The sequence below is a fragment of the Kitasatospora sp. NPDC056783 genome, from assembly GCF_042789895.1.
Classification (GTDB): domain Bacteria; phylum Actinomycetota; class Actinomycetes; order Streptomycetales; family Streptomycetaceae; genus Kitasatospora.
The window spans coordinates 1-19,301 of sequence record NZ_JBHUAF010000142.1; the positions used below are offsets into that span (position 1 = coordinate 1).

At 74.8% G+C, this 19,301-nt stretch carries 17 protein-coding genes; 10 read left to right on the plus strand and 7 right to left on the minus strand.

Features of this window, described 5'->3' with window-relative positions:
- Together ACFRMQ_RS20900 and ACFRMQ_RS20905 are read right to left on the minus strand one after the other, a co-directional pair.
- Nucleotides 1–1,384, minus strand: a 1,384-nt coding sequence (locus tag ACFRMQ_RS20900) for a gluconate:H+ symporter (RefSeq protein WP_380732018.1), incomplete at its 3' end; no start/stop codon positions are given.
- Nucleotides 1,385–1,386: 2 nt separating this feature from the next.
- Nucleotides 1,387–1,941: a gluconokinase gene (locus ACFRMQ_RS20905; protein WP_380732002.1), complete on the minus strand. Its 555-nt coding sequence runs from the start codon at nucleotides 1,939–1,941 to the stop codon at nucleotides 1,387–1,389.
- A 252-nt stretch (nucleotides 1,942–2,193) separates the two neighbouring features.
- On the opposite strand from ACFRMQ_RS20905, the gene ACFRMQ_RS20910 reads away from it, so the two are divergent.
- Nucleotides 2,194–2,889: a FadR/GntR family transcriptional regulator gene (locus ACFRMQ_RS20910; RefSeq protein ID WP_380732003.1), complete on the plus strand. Its 696-nt coding sequence runs from the start codon at nucleotides 2,194–2,196 to the stop codon at nucleotides 2,887–2,889.
- Between the two features lie 177 nt (nucleotides 2,890–3,066).
- Nucleotides 3,067–3,594, plus strand: a complete 528-nt coding sequence (locus ACFRMQ_RS20915) for a hypothetical protein (RefSeq protein ID WP_380732004.1) — start codon at nucleotides 3,067–3,069, stop codon at nucleotides 3,592–3,594.
- A gap of 21 nt (nucleotides 3,595–3,615) precedes the next feature.
- Here ACFRMQ_RS20915 and ACFRMQ_RS20920 read toward each other — a convergent pair whose 3' ends face one another.
- The 4 genes from ACFRMQ_RS20920 to ACFRMQ_RS20935 all read right to left on the minus strand — a co-directional run bounded on the left by ACFRMQ_RS20920 (nucleotide 3,616) and on the right by ACFRMQ_RS20935 (nucleotide 11,202).
- Nucleotides 3,616–4,017: a metallophosphoesterase gene (locus ACFRMQ_RS20920; RefSeq protein ID WP_380732005.1), complete on the minus strand. Its 402-nt coding sequence runs from the start codon at nucleotides 4,015–4,017 to the stop codon at nucleotides 3,616–3,618.
- 19 nt (nucleotides 4,018–4,036) lie between these two features.
- The gene (locus ACFRMQ_RS20925) at nucleotides 4,037–8,599 is read right to left on the minus strand and encodes a hypothetical protein (protein ID WP_380732006.1); all 4,563 of its coding nucleotides are present in this window, start codon (nucleotides 8,597–8,599) and stop codon (nucleotides 4,037–4,039) included.
- A gap of 97 nt (nucleotides 8,600–8,696) precedes the next feature.
- Nucleotides 8,697–9,572 carry a hypothetical protein gene (locus ACFRMQ_RS20930; RefSeq protein WP_380732007.1) on the minus strand — a complete coding sequence of 292 codons (876 nt, stop codon included), beginning with the start codon at nucleotides 9,570–9,572 and terminating at the stop codon, nucleotides 8,697–8,699.
- A gap of 91 nt (nucleotides 9,573–9,663) precedes the next feature.
- Nucleotides 9,664–11,202: a hypothetical protein gene (locus tag ACFRMQ_RS20935; RefSeq protein ID WP_380732008.1), complete on the minus strand. Its 1,539-nt coding sequence runs from the start codon at nucleotides 11,200–11,202 to the stop codon at nucleotides 9,664–9,666.
- Between the two features lie 184 nt (nucleotides 11,203–11,386).
- On the opposite strand from ACFRMQ_RS20935, the gene ACFRMQ_RS20940 reads away from it, so the two are divergent.
- The 5 genes from ACFRMQ_RS20940 to ACFRMQ_RS20960 all read left to right on the plus strand — a co-directional run bounded on the left by ACFRMQ_RS20940 (nucleotide 11,387) and on the right by ACFRMQ_RS20960 (nucleotide 15,575).
- A complete protein-coding gene (locus tag ACFRMQ_RS20940) occupies nucleotides 11,387–12,439 on the plus strand; it encodes an IPT/TIG domain-containing protein (protein ID WP_380732009.1) in 1,053 nt (350 codons plus the stop codon).
- 173 nt (nucleotides 12,440–12,612) lie between these two features.
- Complete coding sequence (locus ACFRMQ_RS20945) at nucleotides 12,613–13,137, plus strand: hypothetical protein (RefSeq protein ID WP_380732010.1); 525 nt, start codon at nucleotides 12,613–12,615, stop codon at nucleotides 13,135–13,137.
- A gap of 162 nt (nucleotides 13,138–13,299) precedes the next feature.
- Complete coding sequence (locus tag ACFRMQ_RS20950) at nucleotides 13,300–14,076, plus strand: LamB/YcsF family protein (protein ID WP_380732011.1); 777 nt, start codon at nucleotides 13,300–13,302, stop codon at nucleotides 14,074–14,076.
- On the plus strand, nucleotides 14,073–14,699 hold the full coding sequence (gene pxpB, locus ACFRMQ_RS20955; protein ID WP_380732013.1) for a 5-oxoprolinase subunit PxpB: 627 nt from the start codon (nucleotides 14,073–14,075) through the stop codon (nucleotides 14,697–14,699). The genes ACFRMQ_RS20950 and pxpB overlap by 4 nt, the downstream gene beginning before the upstream one ends.
- 12 nt (nucleotides 14,700–14,711) lie before the next feature.
- Nucleotides 14,712–15,575 (plus strand): biotin-dependent carboxyltransferase family protein, encoded by an 864-nt coding sequence (locus tag ACFRMQ_RS20960; protein ID WP_380732014.1) that lies wholly within the window; start codon nucleotides 14,712–14,714, stop codon nucleotides 15,573–15,575.
- Between the two features lie 262 nt (nucleotides 15,576–15,837).
- Here the strand turns inward: ACFRMQ_RS20960 and ACFRMQ_RS20965 are convergent, their stop codons facing one another.
- Complete coding sequence (locus ACFRMQ_RS20965) at nucleotides 15,838–16,608, minus strand: alpha/beta fold hydrolase (protein WP_380732015.1); 771 nt, start codon at nucleotides 16,606–16,608, stop codon at nucleotides 15,838–15,840.
- A gap of 112 nt (nucleotides 16,609–16,720) precedes the next feature.
- On the opposite strand from ACFRMQ_RS20965, the gene ACFRMQ_RS20970 reads away from it, so the two are divergent.
- The 3 genes from ACFRMQ_RS20970 to ACFRMQ_RS20980 all read left to right on the plus strand — a co-directional run bounded on the left by ACFRMQ_RS20970 (nucleotide 16,721) and on the right by ACFRMQ_RS20980 (nucleotide 19,293).
- The gene (locus ACFRMQ_RS20970) at nucleotides 16,721–17,254 is read left to right on the plus strand and encodes a PadR family transcriptional regulator (protein ID WP_380732016.1); all 534 of its coding nucleotides are present in this window, start codon (nucleotides 16,721–16,723) and stop codon (nucleotides 17,252–17,254) included.
- A gap of 113 nt (nucleotides 17,255–17,367) precedes the next feature.
- Nucleotides 17,368–18,063: a class I SAM-dependent methyltransferase gene (locus tag ACFRMQ_RS20975; protein ID WP_380732017.1), complete on the plus strand. Its 696-nt coding sequence runs from the start codon at nucleotides 17,368–17,370 to the stop codon at nucleotides 18,061–18,063.
- A 387-nt stretch (nucleotides 18,064–18,450) separates the two neighbouring features.
- Nucleotides 18,451–19,293 carry an undecaprenyl-diphosphate phosphatase gene (locus ACFRMQ_RS20980; RefSeq protein WP_380732019.1) on the plus strand — a complete coding sequence of 281 codons (843 nt, stop codon included), beginning with the start codon at nucleotides 18,451–18,453 and terminating at the stop codon, nucleotides 19,291–19,293.
- The last annotated feature ends 8 nt before the right edge of the window (nucleotides 19,294–19,301 follow it).

Genomic DNA, 19,301 nt, shown 5'->3' on the forward strand with positions numbered 1-19,301 from the left:
CGATCAGGCTGAGCGGCATGATCAGCGCGATGGCGACCACCGAGATCACCGTCTCCATCACCGACCAGGACTTCAGCGTCTGTCCGACGCTCATCCCGAAGTACTCCTTCACCAGCCAGAAGCCGGCGTCGTTGACGTGCGAGAGGAACAGCGAGCCCGCGCCGACCGCGAGCACCAGCAGGGCCGTGTGGGTCGAGGACATGTCCGCGGCGAGCGGGGAGACGATGCCGGCGGCGGTGATCGTGGCGACCGTCGCCGAGCCGGTGGCCAGGCGGATGAGCACGGCGATCAGCCAGCCCAGCAGCAGCGCCGAGATGTGCCACTTGCCGGACCACTCGCTCACCGCGTTGCCGACGCCGACGTCGATCAGGGTCTGCTTGAAGCCGCCGCCCGCGCCGACGATGAACACGATGCCGGCGATCGGGCCGAGCGACTTGCCGACGGTGTCGGAGATCCGGGCCCTGTCGAAGCCGGCCGCCCTGCCGAGCGTGGCCATGCCGAGCAGGGTCGCGGCGAGCAGCGCGATCAGCGGGGAGCCGATGAAGTCGAACACCCGCTGGCCCATCGCCTTCGGGTCGTCGATCACCACGTCGACCAGCGCCTTGCCGAGCATCAGCGCGACCGGCAGCAGGATGGTGGCCAGCACCGCGGCGAAGGACGGGGTGCGGTCGCGCTTGGCCGTCTCCTCGGGGGCGGTGGCCGCCGGGATCTCCAGCGGGCCGACCCAGCGCTCGGCCACCCGCGAGAACAGCGGGCCGGCGATGATGAGGGTCGGGACGGCGATCAGCAGGCCGAACGCCAGGGTGATGCCGAGGTCGGCCTTCAGCGCGTCGACGGCGACCAGCGGGCCCGGGTGCGGGGGCACCAGGCCGTGCAGCACCGACAGGCCGGCCAGGGCCGGGATGCCGATCCGCATCAGCGGCACGTTGCCGCGACGGGCGACCAGCAGCACGATCGGGATCAGCAGGACGACGCCGACCTCGAAGAACAGCGGCAGGCCGAGCACCGCCGCGATCAGCGCCATCGCCCAGGGCAGCGCCTTGTTGCCGGTCCGGGAGAGCACGGTGTCCGCGATGATGTTGGCGCCGCCGGAGTCGGCGAGCAGCTTGCCGAGCATCGCGCCGAGGCCGATCAGCAGGCCCACGCTGGCGACGGTGGAGCCGAAGCCGGCGGAGAAGCTGCTGAGCAGCTTGTCGAAGGGGGCGCCCGCGACGGCGGCCAGCAGACCGGAGCCGAGCGTGAGGGCGAGGAACGGATGCAGCTTCAGCTTGGTGATCAGTACGACGATCGCACCGATGCTGAGCAGCACCGCGATCAGCAGCTGGGAGTCGCTGCCGGTGTGCGGCAGGGCCGGTGGGGCGGCCGCCAGCAGGGTGGGGGCAATGCTCACGCGAGGTCTCCATTGACGGGCCGCAGCAGTGCCACGGCCATCTCGACGAGTTCTTCGGGGGACGGGCCCACGTCCAGGTCGGCGCCGCGCTCATCCGCACCCAGGGGCTCCAGGGTGGCGTACTGGGAGTTGAGCAGGGAAGCCGGCATGAAGTGGCCGGCGCGGTGGGAGATCCGGTCCTCGACCAGGTCGTGACCACCGCTGAGGTGCAGGAAGAAGGCATCCGGGGCGTCCGCGCGCAGGATGTCGCGGTAGCCGTGCTTCAGCGCCGAGCAGGTGACCACGCCGCCGGTGCCGGCCTCGGTGTGCGCCTTGAGCCAGGCGCCGATGGCGCGCAGCCAGGGTTCACGGTCCTGGTCGTCCAGCGGGATGCCGGCGGACATCTTGGCGATGTTGGCCGGCGGATGGAACTCGTCCGCCTCGGCGAAGGGGAGATCGAGACGGTCCGCCAACAGGCGGGCCAGGGTGGTCTTGCCGACGCCCGAGACGCCCATCACCACGACGGTGAGAGGGGTCTGCGGGAGGTCGTGGTTCTCGACGCTGAGAGCCATGGGTGGTGCTCCTTCGTTGCCTGGCCGCCACTATCGCCTCAAAGATATGACGTATTCAAGTGGCGGAAACAAAATCGTCATACTTTTGCTTCCCGCGGGCGGACCCCCTGGACCCCAGCCGTCCTCGGCAGGCCGGATGGCGTGCGGGAACGCGCCGGGAGGCGCCGGCGGCGCGTGGGAGGGATCACACCCCGGCGAAGGGGGCCGGAGGGTGGCGCGGGGCTCCGCGCGTGAGCCGTCTACGCTGGGCGGATGGAGATCCAGGGGCTGCCCGGACAACTGCTTGACGAGCTCGGTCCGGCGATCGCGTCGGGGGAGGTCCCCGAGGGCACGGTGCTGCGCGGGGAGGAACTGGAGAAGCGGTTCGGGGTGTCCCGGACCGTCGTCCGGGAGGCGGTGCGGGTCCTGGAGGGGATGGGCATGGTGGCGTCCCGGCGACGGGTCGGGATCACCGTGCGGCCGAAGCCGCTCTGGGACGTCTTCGACCCGATGGTGATCCGCTGGCGCCTGGCCGGATCGGACCGGTCCGCCCAGCTCCGCTCGCTCGGCTCGCTGCGGATGGCCGTCGAACCGGCCGCGGCCGCGCTCGCCGCCACCCACGCCAGCGACGACGACCGGCGCGAACTCAGCTCGCTGGCGGTGGACCTGACGGTCACCGCGCGGGCCGCCGACCTGGCCACTTTCCTCCGCCACGACATCGCCTTCCACTCGCTGGTGCTGCGCGCCTCGGGCAACGAGATGTTCGCCCACCTCGGGGACACCGTCGCGGCTGTGCTCACCGGCCGGACCGAGTACCATCTGATGCCTCATCAGCCGGAGTCGTACGCGATCCGGCTGCACCGCGAGGTCGCGGAGGCGATCTGCGCCCAGGACGCCGCCCACGCCGAACAGGCCATGCGGACGATCGTGACCGGCGCGCTGGAGGAGCTCAACCTCCAGCTGGGCTGAGCCGGTGGCCGCAGGCCCGGCCGAGGTTTCCCGGATGACACGATTTGGCGGCAGTTCGTCGGTTTGGGAGGCATAGTCCCGGTTCGACAGGGCAGAGTGAGGCGAGGGGGCGCGTTTCGTGTGCGCCCGTTCCGTATCCTTCACCGAAACACGCACCACGCGCCTGGGGGTCGCTCGATGTCCGTGCCACGCCGCCGCCGTCGCCGCCTTCCCGACGAGGTGCGCGCCGCCGCAGTCCGGGCGGTCCTGTGCCTGTCCTTCACCCTGGTGGGCGTCGTGGTGGCGACCTTGGCCTCGTACGCGGGCAGTTGGCTGCTGACGCCCGCGCTGCTGGCGATGGGGCTCGGGGTGTTCGGCACCATGTGGTGCCTGCTGGAGATCCTGATCTCCCGCCAGGTCGCCGCCCAGCGGATGCGGGCCCCCGGCGCCGCGCACCCGATGGCGGGCAGCCGGGCGCCGGGCCCGCCGCCGGCCGCGCGGCCGCTGCCCCGGCCCGGCACCTCGTCGGTCTACCGGCAGCCGTACGAGTCGCCGCAGCCCCAGCCACGCCAGCGGCCGCCGTACGGTCAGGGGCAGTACGGCCAACCACCGTACGGTCAGGGGCAGTACGGGCAAGGGCAGTCGCACCCGCAGTCCCACCAACAGCCCTACCAGCAGTCGCCCCAACCGCCGCGCCAGGCCCGGCTGCGCACCAACCAGCCGTAGTACCAAGCCCGTTGGTAGTCGTCAGTCCCGCACCGGCAACGCCCGGTAGTGGGTGGTGAGCCGGCGCTCCCCGTCCAGGACGTGGAAGGCCGGCATCGGCGGGTGGTCGAAGGAGATGCCGGGCCCGGCCTCGCAGGGCGGCGTCACGGTGGAGACCACACCGGGGGCGATCAGCAGCGGCAGGCCGGCGAAGGTGGTCGCCGCGGGCGTGTGCGGGTGGCCGCAGAACAGCGCGGCCGCCCGGTACTCCTCCGGCAGGCCGTGGTCGGCGAGGTCGCCGGTGACCAGCACCACGTCCAGCGGGCCGGGCAGGGCGTCGAGGTACGCCATCACCTGCTCGGCCCGCCGCCGGGCGCGCTTGCCGCCGCCTCGGCCGTCGATCTGGCCGAGGTGGATGTCACTGAGGTGCGCGATCGTCAGCATGCCGACCACGCTGGTGACTTCAGGACTGGGCCGGAACCTCCGCGGGCCGCTTGAACATCCGGGTGGCGGTGATCTCGCCGTGGACGGCCGGGCCGTCCGGGTCCGGCGCGGCGGGCAGACCGGGGCGCAGGTGCTCCTCGACCGAGATGTACTTGAGGCCGGCCCGCAGGTCGGCGTCGTTGCGCAGCCGGATGACCAGCGGGAACTCGGCGAGCGCGGTGGTGTCGAACAGGCCGGTGGTGTAGATCAGCTGGACGCCGAGCGCGTCGGCCACGGCCCGCTGGAGCTCCAGCAGGTAGGTGGCGTTGGCGCGGCCGATCGGGTTGTCCAGGAACAGCGTGCCGGCGTGCCGCAGCTGGGACTGGCCGCGGTCGTTGGCCCGCAGCGCGGCCATCGTGCAGTACAGGGCGATGGCCGCGGTGAGCAGCTGGCCGCCGGAGAAGACGTCGGACATCTGGCCGACGCTCACCCGCTCGGCGCGCAGCACCGCGTCGGGCTTGAGGATCTCGACGCTGACGCCCTTGGGGCCGATCGCGGCGGCGACCCCGCGCAGCAGCAGGGACATCCCGTCGCGGCGCAGGTCGCTGTTCTTCTTGACGGCGGCGCGGGTGGCCTCGTCGATGACCTCGCCCAGGCGCTCGACCAGGGTGGCGTGGTCCGGGTCCTCGAAGCGGATCCGCAGGAACTCCTGGCCGGACCACTCCCCCAGGCCCTCGGGCAGCCGGGACAGCCGCTGGGCGGCGCGCAGGGTGGTGAGCGAGGACTCGACCAGGCCGCGCAGCCGGTCCACGATCGAGCCGCGGTTCTTCTCCAGCTGGGCGAGTTCGTCGGTGAGCACCCGCAGTCGGGGCGCGAAGGCGGCGGCCCAGGCGGCGGCGTGCTCGGGCAGCGCGGAGGCGGGCAGCTCGCGGATCTGCTGGCGGGCCGGCGTGCGGACGGCCTCGTAGCGGACGGCGTTGGCGTGCCGGACCAGGGCGTCGGCGGTGTCGCGGACGGCGAGTTCGGCGGAGGACAGCTCACCGGCGGCGGTGCGCAGGGAGCGACGGGCCTCCGTCACGCCGGTACGGGCCTCGGACAGCGAGCCCAGGTACGGCTCGACCGAGTCCTCCTGGTCCTCCTGGTGGTCACGCAGGCCGTCGCGGAGCTGGCCGGCCAGCTCGTCGAAGTCGGCGGCGGCGGCCTGGGCACCGTCGAAGGTGCGCTGGAGGTCGGCGTGGGCGGTGCGGGCGGCGTCCAGGGCCTCGCGGCGTTCGGCGAGGCGGCTGGTGGCGGTGCGCAGCAGCGCCTGGGCGTGCTCCGGATCGGTGGGGACGAGGTCCTCGGGCAGGTCGGTGTGCGCCTCGCCGTCGGCGGGGGCGGAGCGCTCGGCCTCGCCGCGCAGCCGGCCGAGCTGCTCGCTGGCGGCGGCGGAGCGGGCCTCGATGGTGGCGACCAGTTCCTCGGCGCGGGCGGCGGCGGCCTGGCGGGCCGGGCCGTCGGCGCCGTCGGGGCTGCCGAGGAGTTCCTCGGCGCGGGTGCGCACCTTGTTGGTGAGGCGGTCGAGTTCGGCCGCGGCGGCGGCCTCGTCGCCCTCGGCTCGGGCCTGCTCGGCGCGCAGGTCTGCGCCGACGCCGACCTTCTCGTACAGCTGGGAGGCGGCGCGGTAGGCCTCGCGCAGCGCGGGCAGCGCGGCGGTGGCGGTGTCGACGGGCTCGTCGGCCTGCTCGGCGGCGGGGATCTCGGCGCGTTCGGCGCGCAGCGCGCGGGCGGTGCGGCGGGCGTCGTCGGCGGCGCGCTGGGCGGCGCGGCGGTCCTCGTCGCAGGTGCGGGCGCGCTCGGCGCACAGGGCCTGGCGGCGGTCGCACTCGGCGGCGTCCTCGGCGAGTTCGCGCTGGCGGCGGGCCCAGGTGCCGCGCTCGCGCAGGCGGAAGGCGAGGCCGGAGAGGGCGTCGGCGCGGCGGCGGGCGCGCTGGGCGGCCTCGCGGTGCTCCTCGTGGGCGGAGGCGGCGACGGCGTGGTCGGTCTCGGCCTCGTCGTGGTCGGCGCGCAGGGTGGCCAGGGCGGCGGCGGCCTGTTCGGCGTGCTCGCGGGCGGCCTCGGCGGCGGCGGCGAGTTCGGCGAGGGTGCCGGGCGGGCAGCTGGCGTGCCAGGAGGCGAGGCGGGCGGCCAGGGCGCGGTCGGCCCCGAGGCGGCCCGCGAGTTCGCGGATGTGCTCCTCGCGGGCGCTCGCCCGGGCGCGCAGGTCGCGGCGCTCGCCGTCGGCGGCGGACTCGTCGTGCATGGCCGGGTTCGGCGGGACGAGGAAGAAGGCGGGCTCGTCGGTGATCGGGGCGATCAGCGAGGCGGCGGCGCCGACGGCCACGGTGGAGCGCGGCAGCAGGGCGGCGGACCGCAGGACCTCGCGGGCGCGCTCCAGCGCGGACGGGTCGGTGACGACCACGCCGTCGACCAGTTCGGGGCGGGCGGCGAGGATCGCGTCGTGGTCGGCCGGGTCGACGGACTGGGCGAGGTAGCGCCAGCCGGGCAGGGCCGGGATGCCGTGCTCGGCGAGGTACTCGACGGTCGCGAGCACGTCCGGGCCGGGCGGCAGCAGGCCGCCGTCACCGAGCGCGGCGAGGATGCGGGAGTCGTCGGCGGCGGCCGTACGCAGGTCGAACAGGGTGCGTTCGGCGGTGGCGATGGACTCGTCGAGGAGTTCGCGCAGGTACTCGGCGTTGCGGTCGAGCACGGTGGGGGTGAGGAAGCCGGCGTCCTCCTCGGCGCCGTCCTGGTACGGGGTGAGGGAGAGCAGGTCGGCGAGGCGCTGCTCGGTGGCGAGCAGCGCGGCGGTGCGCTGTTCGGCGGCCAGGGCCCGGGCGGCGTCCTTGCGGGCGTCGCCGGCCCGCTCCGCGGCGAGTTCGGCGCGCGAGGTGGCGGCGGCGGCCTCGCGCAGCCGGGTGGCGACGGACTCGGCGGCGGTGCGGGCCTGGGCGAGCGCGGCGGCGGCGGTCTTCTCGACGTCGGCGGCGTGCAGCGCGGCCCGGGCCGGGTCCACGTCGCCGTCGGCGTCGATGAAGCCGGCCACGACGGCGGCTTCGGTCTCCTGCTCGACCTCGGCGAGGCGCTGGCGCAGGTGCTCGGCCTCGCTGCGGGCCTTCTGGGCGGCGGTGGCGGCTTCGGTGGCGGCGCTCTGTGCCTTGCCGCCGTCCTCCTGGAGCTCGCCGGCGCGCTGCTCCTCGGTGTCGGCGCGGGCTTCGGCGGCCGCGGCGGCGGTCTCCAGGGCGCGGGCCAGGGCGGTGGCGGCGCGGGCGCGGGCGGCGAGCGCGGGGGCCGCGTCCAGTTCGGCCTCGCGGATGGCGGCGGCGACCCGGGCGACCCGGTCGGCGGCGGCGCGCTGGCGCAGCACGGCCTCGGCGGCCTGCCAGGCGGAGTGCAGGGTGCGGGCGTCGATGAGTTCGCGGCGCAGCGCGGCGGCCTCGGCGGTGGCCGCGGTGAGGCCCAACGTGGCGTGCCGGTGGGTGAGTTCGTCGGTGATCAGGCTGTGCCGGGTGCGGTCGGCCTCGGCGGCGGTGACGGCGCTCGCGGCGGCGGCGACCTCGATGGCGAGGTCCTGGGCGCGGTCGCGTTCGGCGGCGGCGCGGGAGGCGAGGGCGTGGGCGAGGCGGCGGGTGCGGCGCTCGGCGGTGCGGTGGGCCTCGCGGACGCCCTCGCGGGCGGTGGTGGCCTCGGCGATGCGCTCCAGCAGGTCCAGCGAGCCCGCGGTGAAGTCGCGTTCGGCGGTGAGTTCGGCGCGGCGGCCGAGCTTGGCGGCGAAGCCGTGCACGAGGTCGGCGAGGCCGTCGGTGTCCCGGGTGTCGGTGACGGCGCGCAGCAGGAGGTCGGTGAAGTCGCTGTCGTGCTTGACCGCGAAGAGGCCTGCCGCCTCGCCCTCGTCGGCGTTCATCTCGCGCTGGTAGCGGAAGAGTTCGGGGTCGAGGCCGAGTTCGCCGAGGTGTTCGGTCCAGCGGTCGTGGCCGTCCTCGAAGACCAGGTCGAGGTGGGGGTGGGCCTTGCCGGCCTCGGTGAGGGCGTCGCGGAAGCCCTTCATGGTGCGGCGGCGGCCGCGGGCCTTCTGGTCGCCGGCCAGGCTGACCCGTTCGGCGACCGGCAGCGAGTCGAGGGTCAGGCCGGGGCCGGGGCGGAAGGAGTACCAGGTCTCGGCGAACTTGCGCGGGTCGGAGGAGACCTGGCGGCCGCGCCACTCGCTGACCTTGCCGACCACGATCAGCTCGCCGGTGACGGTGTGCTGCCACTCCAGGGCGACGTGGCCGCAGTCGTCGGCGAGCAGGAACTTGCGCAGCACGCCGGAGCTGGCGCCGCCGAGGGTGTTGCGGTGGCCGGGGAGCATGACCGAGAAGATCAGCTTGAGCAGGACGGACTTGCCGCCGCCGTTCTCCAGGAAGAGCACGCCGGCCGGGGCGGGGCGGCGGACCGGGCCCTCGGGGTCCTCGCCGAACAGGCCGATCTGCTGCGGGGCCGGGTCGGCGACGGGATCGCCGACGCCGCGCAGGTCGAGCACCGTGTCGGCGTAGCGGGCGCCGGCCGGTCCGATCGAGTAGAGGCGGACCCGGTTGAGCTCGTACATGTGCGGCGGTTCTCCGTGGCTTGCGTGGCGTGAGGGGTGGGCGGCGGGCCGGCTCGGGGCGGGTGGGCTCCGGGCGCTCCGGCTCGGTGCGGGTGGCTCAGAGCGAGTGGAACGGCAGCCCCGCGTCGGCGACCAGTTCGTCGCCGGTGTCCGGCGGCAGCAGGCTGGCGGTGCCGTCGGAGACCGGGACGATGCCGAGGTCGAGCAGTTCGGCCATGGCCGCGCTGCCGGCCAGGTCGCGGACCTGGAGCTGGTAGCGGGCGGTGGTGCGGTAGGTGCCGCCGGAGTCGTCGGAGACCTTCTGGAGGAAGCCGGAGTCGACCAGGAAGAGCACGGCCTTGGCGACGATGCCGATGGTGGAGCCGGAGAGCCGGCGGGCGTCCTTGGTGGCGCCGGTGGCGGTGCGCCGGGCCCACACCCGCCAGGCCGCCTCCAGGCCGGGGGCGTCGGAGGCCGGGTCGGTGTTGGCGCCCTCGGCGTCGGCCTGCTCCTCCAGTCGGCGGCAGGCCTGGCGGACGAAGGAGTCGATGCCGTTGACGGTGATCCGGCCGAGGTAGCCGTCGTCGGCGAGGTCCTCGGGGCGGGGGAAGGCCATCGCGGCGACGGCCAGGTGGGCCAGGCCGTGCAGGAAGCGGTCGGTGGACTCGGAGGCGGCACGGCGCGAGTAGTCGCCCATCCGGACGGCGAACAGCGAGTCCTCGGCGGCGGCCACGGCCATGCCGGCCCGTGGGGAGACCTCCAGGACGACCAGGCCCATGCCGGTGGCGATGGCGTCGGCGAGCCGGGCGAACGGCGGGTCCTCGCGGTGGCGGCGCACCAGCTCGGCGTACTCGGCGTCCCGGGCGGGCAGCAGCTTGGCCTGGAGGCCGAAGGAGACCAGCCGGGCGGCGTCCGCGACGTCGGCCGGGGTGATCGGCGCGGGGGCCGCGGGTTCGCTCTCGGCCGCCCAGGACGTGTCGTGGTGGGTCGTCACGGGCGGTGCTCCTCGGGGGTGGCGCGGTGGTTACGGTTCGTCAAGGTCGGTTCCGGCAGGTGTGGTTCCGGCTGGTCTGGTCCCGGCCCGGTCAGCCGGCGTCCTTGCGGTCGGCTGCCATGCCGGCCGCGTCGAGCAGGGCGCTGCCCACGATCAGGTCGGCGCCGCCGAACTCCGGGTCGTGCAGCGGGGTGCCGTCGTCCACGGCGAACAGCAGCCGCTCCTCGCCCTGGCGGTAGGCGGTGCCGACCGGCGGGCTGGCGGCGTGTACGGCGAGCAGGGCGACCAGGTAGGGCAGGTCCGGGTCCTGCTCGCGGGCGTCGGCGAGCAGGCCGGAGAGCCGGCGCGGGGCGTCCGGGGGCAGGTCGAGCAGGACCATGGCGGACTCCAGCTGGGCCTCGGAGAACCGGCTGTCGTCCGGGGTGGCGACCAGGTCCGGGTCGGGCAGTTCGGCGCCGAGGTGCTCGCGCTCGACCGGCGGGGTGAGCAGCAGGTCGACCAGGTCGGTGACCCGCACCGAGACCGGGGTGCGCAGCCCGGCGCCGCGGGCGAAGAACGCGCCGGTGGGGCGGACGGCCTGCTCTATCGGCAGCCGCAGCACGGGGGCGAGCAGCTGCCCGTAGAGGTCGATGCCGCTGCGGGCGCCGGGGGTGGCGAAGGCCTGCCGGTCCTGCTCGGCGCGGAACAGCGGGCCGGCCTCCAGCAGGCGGGTCTGGAGCTGGGTGTGGCGGCGGATGCAGTCCTTGACGATGTCGACCAGTTCGGCGGCGCGGCGCTTGTGCTCGGGCTCCTCGGCCTCGTCGCGGGCCTTGCGGATGTTGGTGAGAATCGCGTTCTCGTGCCGGTAGCGGTCGGCGATGTGGTCCAGCGCCTCCTCGATGAGGTCGGGGATGGCGCGCATCCAGTCGACCGCGCGGACGTTGCGGCGGGTCGCGTCCAGGGCGCGGCGCAGCGTCTCGGCGTACTGGACGGTGCGGTAGCGGGCCTGTTCGGCGGCGAGCTGGGCGTCGGCCAGGCGGCCCCGGCGGATCAGCACCTCCAGCTTGACCTCGGCGGCGATCTGGGCCGAGGTGACGTCGGTGTCGAGCGCGCCGACCAGGACGTTGACCGCCTCGTCGGTGGTGCGCAGGTAGACGCCGCCGTCGGGGCCGGGGACCTCTTCGATCAGCTTGAAGTCGTAGTCGCGGCGGACGTACTCGCCGTCCGCGCCGAAGGTGCCGTAGACGGCGCGGAAGCCGCGGTCCACGCTGCCGACGTTGATCATCGACTCCAGCACCCAGCGGGCGACCCGCTCGTGCTCGGCGGCGGGGCGGCCGGGGGCCTGGGCGGCGACCCGGGGCAGCAGCCGGGCGAGGACTATCTCGCGGTCGGCCCCGGTGTCGAAGTCCATGTGCAGGGTGACCAGGTCGATCGCGGCGAGGCCGACCTCGGCCATCGCGTAGCCGCCGTACTCGCCGGCCAGGTTGACCTTGCGGTTGTCGAGGTCGTGCAGCGGGGCGGTGCAGGCCAGCGCCTTGAGCCGGCGGGCCAGGCCCTCGTCGGCGGCGGGGCCGGGCGCGGGGCGCGCGGCGGCCGGGCCGGCGGGCGGGCGGAGGCCGGGCTCGGTGGGCGGGTCTGCGATGGCGGTCACGGGGGACAAGATTAGAGGTTCGCACCGACATCGACCGAAACGGACCTTGCGGGCGGGCGCAGCGGCAGCTGGGGGCGGTGCGGACGGCCGGTTCCGAACGCTTTCCCGACGGGATTCCGCCATTTCCGAACTCGTATTCGAGAAAACCGTGAGGGCGGCGCGTTTGTTCGGTGATGATCGACCTATGCTCACTCGACTGGCCAAAGCGGGCCTCGCCGCCACGCTGTCCGTGACCACCCTCGCCACCGGTGCCGTCCTCGCCACCGGTGCGACCGCCTCCGCCGCCACGGCCGACACCCCGTCGGCCTCCGCCCAGCACGTGACCGTGTCCCAGGGCGGGAACTACCCCGGCGGCTTCTTCACCACCGGCAACATGTCGGTGTCCTGGACCGTGTCCGGCACCACGGACCTGACCGGGCCGACCCACATCACCCTCGACCTGCCGCCCGGCGTCACCACCGACGGCGCGCAGTTCTTCCCCACGCCCGCGGACTACACCTTCACCACGGCCCTCTCCCCCGACCACCGCCACCTGGAGGCCGTGTTCACCGCCACCCGGGCGGTCGGGAGCTACAACTTCATGAAGCTCAACCTGGCCACCACGCCCGGCGTACCGATCGTCGGCGCGATCACCGCGACGGTCTCCAACCCGAACGACACCGACCCGACCGGGCACATCTCCGGCTACGACCTCGGCAGCCAGACCCGCCTGCCGGCGACCGTCCAGGCCGCGCCGGCCGTCACCGGCCTCGACACCACCACCGGCCCGGCCGCGGGCGGCACCGCGGTGACCGTCAGCGGCAGCAACCTGACCAACGGCATGGTGCTGGTCGGCGGCCTCCCGGCGCCCGGCCGCTGCACCGACACCACCTGCACGGTGACCACGCCCGCGGGCTCGGGCAGCGCCCCGGTCAGCGTGACGACGCCCGGCGGCACGGCCGCGGCGCCGGGCGCCTTCGGCTACACCGGCACCCCGCCGACCCCGGCCGCACCGGCGCTCGGCACCCTCTACACCACCTCCGGCCCGGTCGCCGGCGGCACCCGGGTGACGGTGGCCGGCAGCAACCTGACGTACGGGACGGTGGCCTTCGGCGGAGTGCCGGCCACCCACGTCTCCTGCGGCCCGACCTTCTGCACGGCCACGGCCCCGGCGGGCGCCCAGCCCGGTCCGGTGGACCTCACGGTCACCACGGCGGGCGGGACCAGCGCGCCGGTGACGTACACCTACACGGCGTAGCGGCCGCGAGCGCGAAACCGGTGCCCGGGTTCCGCGGAACCCGGGCACCGGTGCGTCCGGCACACCGTCGAGCGCGAGTTGAACATGTTCAAAAGATGGGTCTAGGGTCGGTCCGAGCGGGCGGGACAAGGCTCCGCCCGCCCTTCGACGTGCTCGGCATGGAGGTGTGCGAGATGGACGGCGACCACGCGGTCATCCTTCGCAAGGTCCGACGGTGGCTCTGGTTCTTCCTGGTCTGCCTGGTGCTCAGCGGCCTCACCGCGTTCCCGCTGGAGACCGAGACCCGCTGGCTCCTGGAGCTCTCCTCCGGCCCGGCCGCCCCGCTGGGCGACCACTTCCCCGAGGCGACGGCCTGGCTCGAAAGGGTCCACACCGGCCTCGTCGAGACCGACGAGCGCTACCCCTTCCTCGCCTACGGCACCGACTGGCTGGCCTTCGCCCACCTGGTGATCGCCGCCGCCTTCTGGGGCCCGCTCAAGGACCCGGTCCGCAACATCTGGGTGATCCGCTGGGCCGTGCTCGCCTGCGGGGCCGTCATCCCGCTCGCGCTGATCTGCGGACCGCTGCGGGGGATCCCCCTGCCGTGGCGATTCATCGACATGTCGTTCGGAGTCTTCGGCGCGATACCGCTGCTGATCGTGCTGCGGGCGCTGCGCCCGCTGGAGCGCGCGTTCCGGGAACCGGCTCCCGCGCACTGAACCGCGCCGGCTCGCGCCCGGACACCACCTCGGGCAGCGGCGCCCCGGGGCGTACGCGCCCGGGCGCACGCCGCGGCGCCCGCGGGGCTCCGGGTCCCGGGCAACGGCCTTCATCCGCAGGCCCTACCATCTGGCTCAACAGCTGCTGGGAGGCGGACGGGCGTGGCCGATGCGGTGATCGATCTCAATGCGGACCTCGGCGAGGGGTTCGGACGCTGGACGCTGACCGACGACGAGGCACTGCTGTCCGTGGTGACCAGCGCCAACGTCGCCTGCGGGTTCCACGCCGGAGACCCCTCGACGATGCGCCGGGTCTGTGCCCTGGCGGCCGAGCGCGGTGTCCGGATCGGCGCCCAGGTCTCCTACCGGGACCTCGCCGGCTTCGGCCGCCGCTCGATGGACGTGCCCCCGGAGGAGCTGGCCGACGAGATCGCGTACCAGATCGGCGCCCTCCAGGTGTTCGCCCGCGCCGCCGGTTCCAAGGTCTCCTACGTCAAGCCGCACGGCGCCCTCTACAACCGGGTGGTCGGCGACTCCGAGCAGGCCGAGGCCGTGGTGGCCGGCGTGCTGCGGGCGGGCGCGGTCTGCGACGGGCCGCTGCCCGTGCTGGGCCTGCCGGGCTCACTGCTGCTGGAGGTGGCCGAGGGCGTCGGACTGCCGGTGGTCACCGAGGCCTTCGCCGACCGCGCGTACACCCGCACCGCCACCCTCGTCCCGCGCCGCGAGCCGGACGCGGTGGTGCACGACCCCGAGTCGGTGATCACCCGCGCCGTCGGCATCGCCCGGGACGGCTCGGTGGAGGCCGTCAGCGGCGAGCGGATCGACGTCGAGGCCCGCTCCCTGTGCGTCCACGGCGACACCCCGGGCGCCGCCCAGCTCGCCTGGCGGATCCGCGGCGCCCTGGCCTCCGCCGGGGTCCGGGTGGAGGCCTTCACGTGACGGTCCGGCCGGTGCGCCGGGTCGGTGAGCGGGCGCTGCTGGTCGAGCTGCCCGGAACGGCCGAGGTGGCGGCGCTGTACGGCTGGCTGAGCGAACGCCGGGAGGCCGGCGCGCTGGGCCCCGTCGAGGAACTGGTGCCGGCCGCGCGAACCCTGCTGCTGGACGGCGTCGCGGACGTCGAGGCGGTGGCGGCGCTGCTGCGCACCGCCCGTCCGACGGCGGCCGGCGCGACGCACGGGCCGCTGGTGGAGGTCCCGACGGTGTACGACGGCGCCGACCTCGCCGAGGTCGCCGCGCTCTGGGGGGTCTCCGAGGACGCCGCCGTCCGCATCCACACCGAACCCGAGTACGTCGTCGCCTTCTGCGGCTTCGCCCCCGGCTTCGGCTACCTCACCGGCCTGCCGCCCCGGTACGAGGTGCCGCGCCGGGCCACCCCGCGCAGCTCCGTCCCGACCGGCTCGGTGGCCCTGGCCGGCCCGTACACCGGCGTCTACCCGCACCCCTCCCCCGGCGGCTGGCAGCTGATCGGCCGCACGGCGCTCACCCTCTGGGACACCGGCCGTGAGCCCCCGGCCCTGCTCGCGCCGGGCACCCGGGTCCGCTTCACCGCGGAACGCGCCTGAGAGGAGGCGGAGTTGAGCGAACTCGTGGTGGTCCGGCCGGGGCCGCTGACCACGGTCCAGGACCTCGGGCGGCACGGGGTCGCCCACCTCGGGGTGCCCCGGGCAGGGGCTCTGGACGAGCCGGCCCTGCGGGCGGCCAACCGGCTGGTCGGCAACGGACCCGGTGCCGCCGGGCTGGAGACCACGCTCGGCGGGGTCACCCTGCGGGCCGCCGGACCGGTACTGGTCGCCGTCACCGGGGCCCCCTCGCCCGTACGGGTGGACGGACGGGCGGCCGCCTGGGGCGCACCCGTCCTGGTGCCGGACGGAGCGGTGGTCGAGGTGGGGACGGCGACGGCCGGAGTGCGCGGCTACCTGGCGGTGGCGGGCGGGATCGCCGTCCCACCCGTGCTCGGCAGCCGCTCGGCCGACCTGCTCGCCGGGCTCGGCCCGGCCCCGCTGGCCGTCGGGGACCGGCTGCCGGTCGGCACCCCGCCGCCGCACCGGGACCGCCCCGAACTGGTACCGCTGCCCGCTCCCCCGGCCGAACTGGTGCTGCGGCTGCGGCTCGGGCCGCGCGCGGACTGGTTCACCCCGGAGGCGGTAGCCCGGCTCGGCCGCGACCGGTACCTGGTCTCCCCGACCGGAAACCGGGTCGGACTGCGCACCGAGGGCCCGCCGGTCGAACGCGCCCGCGAGGGCGAACTGCCGAGCGAGGGCATGGTGCTGGGCGCGGTGCAGATCCCGCCGGACGGACAGCCGGTGGTGTTCCTGGCCGACCATCCGACCACCGGCGGCTACCCGGTGATCGGCGTCGTGCCGGCCGCCGACCTGGCCGCCGCCGCCCAGGCCCGGCCGGGGACGCCGGTGCGCTTCGTGCCGCTGCGGGAGCGTTGAGCGGCCGGGCCGCTCAAACGCCCCGACGGCGGTTCGGAAGGCGCCTGACGCTGCGTCAACGTCGCGAGGAGGTCGGCGATCACGCGCGGCATCGTTCGATCGTCGAGCGGGTCGAGCAGTGAGCGCGCCGAGTCCAGACACTCCAACAGCACGGATCCGGCGGCCTGTTCGTGGTCGAGCAGCCGGACGGCTCCGCGGCCGCCCGCCTCGGGCCCACCCACGCCGGTCCGCCCGCCTCGGACCCACCCGCCCCTCGGCCCGCTCACCCCAGTCCGAGCGCCTCGGCCGCGGCGGCCGCGAAGCCGTCCGGGTTGTCGAGCATGATGTTGTGCCCGCAGTCCGGCACCGCGACCACCCGAACTCCCGCTGCGCGGAGGGCGCCGGCACCCGCCGGCTCGCCGTCCGCCACCGGGTGGAGGAACGTGCGCGGGAGGTCGAGGCCGAGCAGCAGCTCGCGCATGGCCGGGACGGTCGCCCGGGCCAGGTGGCGGGCACTGCGGTGGAGCGCCTCCGGGCCGGCCAGTCGCATGGTCGACCACCAGAACGGGTCGACCCGCTCGGCGACCTCCTCCCGGCCGCCCGCCAGGAACTCCTCCTCGGTGTAGGCCGCGATGCCGCCGCTGCCGGGGTGGCGCCGATCGGGCTCGATCCGGTCCAGGTTGGCGTCCACCAGGAGCAGCCGCTCGACCAGGCGCGGGTGCCGCCGCGCGAGGACGATCGCGACCGCGCCGCCCATGCTGTGACCGACCACCTCGACCCGGTCCGACCCTGCGGACGCGACCGCCGCGGCGACCGCGTCCGCGTGCTCCTCCAGGGTGTAGCCGAAGTCCGTCGGTCGGTCGCTGAGGCCGAAGCCGAGCAAGTCCAGCAGCAGCGAGCGCCTCCCGGCGAGCAGCGGGTGGGCGGCGGTGCCCGTGAAGTAGGCCGGCGAACTGGCGCCCAGCCCGTGCAGGTAGAGCCGGGCCGGTTCGGCACCCGGCAGCTCGACCCAGCGGATCCGGTCGCCGTTCGGGGTGACGGGGGCCTCGCGCATGCTCATTCGCTCCTTCTCCGGAGGGGGCTTCGAGAAGAGACCATACATCGATCACGAGGTATCTCGAAAGCAATGTACAACCGCGTCGAGGCGGATCTGGGAGAGTGGCCCCATGCTGAAGCTCGCCATCCTCGGGTTCCTGTACGACCGGCCCCTGCACGGCTACGAACTGCGCCGCCACCTCGCCGCCCTCACCGGCCACGTCCGCCCGATCAGCGACGGCACGCTCTACCCCGCGATCAAGCGCCTGGAGGCGGACGGCCTGCTGCGCCGCGAGACCGAGCCGGGCAGCGCCGCCGCGCCCCGGCACACCCTCCACCTCACCGAGGCCGGCCGCGCCGCCCTGCTCGACCGGCTGCGCGAGCCCGAACCGCTCGACGTCAGCGACGAGAACCGCTGGTTCACCCTGCTCGCCTTCCTGCGACACCTCTCCGATCCCGCCGCCCAGGCCACCGTGCTCCGCCGTCGGCTGGCCTTCCTGGCCGAACCGGCCAGCTTCTTCTACGAGGGCGACCGCCCGGTCGGCGCCGAGGAGTTCGCCGACCCGTTCCGGCGCGGCCTGCTGCTGGTCGCCCGCGCCACCACCGAGGCCGAACTCGCCTGGCTGCACACGACCCTGGCCGACCTGGAGGACGGCCCGCGGTAGGCCGCCCCCGTGCGCGCCCCGGCATCCCGCCGCCCCCACACCCCCGTGGCGGGATCCGGTACTTCGGGGTCGCCCTCTTCCCCCGCGCACTCGTCCGTGTTCGGATGAACGGCATGACAGCCGAGCGACGCGAGGGTTACGACGGAACGGGCCAGGGCGCGATCACCCCGGACGGCTGCGCCGTCGAGGTGTGGAGCCGCCTCCCGGTGGGTGACGCCCCGGACGTGATCGAGGCCGCGGTGCCACCCGGCGCGCGCATCCTCGAACTCGGCTGCGGCGTCGGCCGGATGACGCACCCGCTGACCGACCGCGGCTTCTCCGTGACGGCCGTGGACGAGTCCGCCGAGATGCTGGCCCGGGTCCGCGCCGACGTCCGCACGGTGTGCGGCCCGATCGAGGAGCTGGACCTCGGCGAGCGGTTCGACGTCGTCGTGCTCGCCTCCTTCCTGGTGCACGCCGGCGACCCGGCCGTCCGCCGGGGCCTGCTGGAGACCTGCCGCCGGCACGTCGCCGAGGACGGCTGCGTGCTGGTGCAGCGCGAGGGCGAGAACTGGCACCGCGACGTCCCGCGGGAGAGGTCGATCGGCCCGGGCGCGTGGTCCCGGCTGGTCTCGGCCACCCCGGTCGGTGACGGCGTCAACTCCGTCCACTGCGAGTACGTCTTCCCGGACGGCACCTGGACCCAGACCTTCCTGTCGCGCCCGCTCAGCACCGAGGCGTTCGAGCGGGCGCTCGCGGAGGCCGACCTGGCGGTCGAGCGCTACCTGACCGCGGACCGCACCTGGGTCCGGGCCCGGCCGGTGCTCTAGGACCGCACCCGGGCCCGGACCGACGATCCGGACCCATGCGCCAGGACCGCCGCCGAAGCCGGTCCCGGGGCGGCGGCAGGGCCAAGGCGGGGCGGCCCCGGGGTCGTGGCGGGGCGGCCCCGGGGCCGAGGCGGGGCGGTCCCGGGGCCGAGGCGGAGCGGTCCCGGGGTCGTGGCGGAGCGACAGGGGCCCTGTGCGCAAAGGCCGGACAAAGGGTGAACAAAGAACTGTTACCTTCACCCCGTACCATCAGCCGCGCGCCGGGCTCGCGCGCGGCCCGCGGGCCGGGCGGGCCGCGGTGGTTCCGCATGCCCTTCCGACCCGCAAGGACCCGCCCATGCCGCCCCTGTCCCCCACCCGACGGATATCCCCGGCGGGTGTCCGGTGATCGACTGGTTCCACGGGGCCGTCCTCGGCCTGATCCAGGGGCTCACCGAGTTCCTGCCGATCTCCTCCAGCGCCCACCTGCGGGTCTTCTCCGCCCTGCTGGGCTGGGACGACCCGGGCGCGGCCTTCACGGCCGTCACCCAGCTCGGCACCGAGACGGCGGTGCTGATCTACTTCCGCCGGGACATCGTCTCGATCATCAAGACCTGGGCACTGTCCCTGTTCCGGCCGGCCCTGCGCTCGGACCCGGACGCGCGGATGGGCTGGTTCGTGATCATCGGCACCCTGCCGATCGGCATCCTGGGCAAGCTGTTCCAGGACACCATCGAGACCCACCTGCGCGACCTGCGGATCATCGGCGCCACGCTGATCGTCTTCGGCCTGGTCCTGGCCTTCGCCGACCGCACCCGGGCCGTCCGCCACGCCCGTCCGATCACCGACCTCACGCTGCCGCACGCGGGGATCTACGGCTTCGCCCAGGCCCTGGCGCTGATCCCCGGCGTGTCCCGCTCGGGCGGCACGATCAGCGCGGGCCTGCTGCTCGGCTACAGCCGGGAGGCGGCGGCCCGCTACTCGTTCCTGCTCGCCATCCCGGCGGTGCTCGCCTCGGGGGCGCTGGAGCTGTTCAAGATCGGCGAGGGCCCGGCGCCGGCCTGGGGGCCGACCATCATGGCCACCGCGATCGCCTTCGTGGTCGGCTACGCGGCGATCTCCTGGTTCCTGAAGTACATCTCGAACAACAGCTTCCTGCCGTTCGTGGTCTACCGGGTACTGCTCGGCGTTCTGATCATCGGACTGGTCGTCGGCGGCGTTCTGGCTCCGGACGCGGGCTCGGTGAAGTAGAGAAGGCG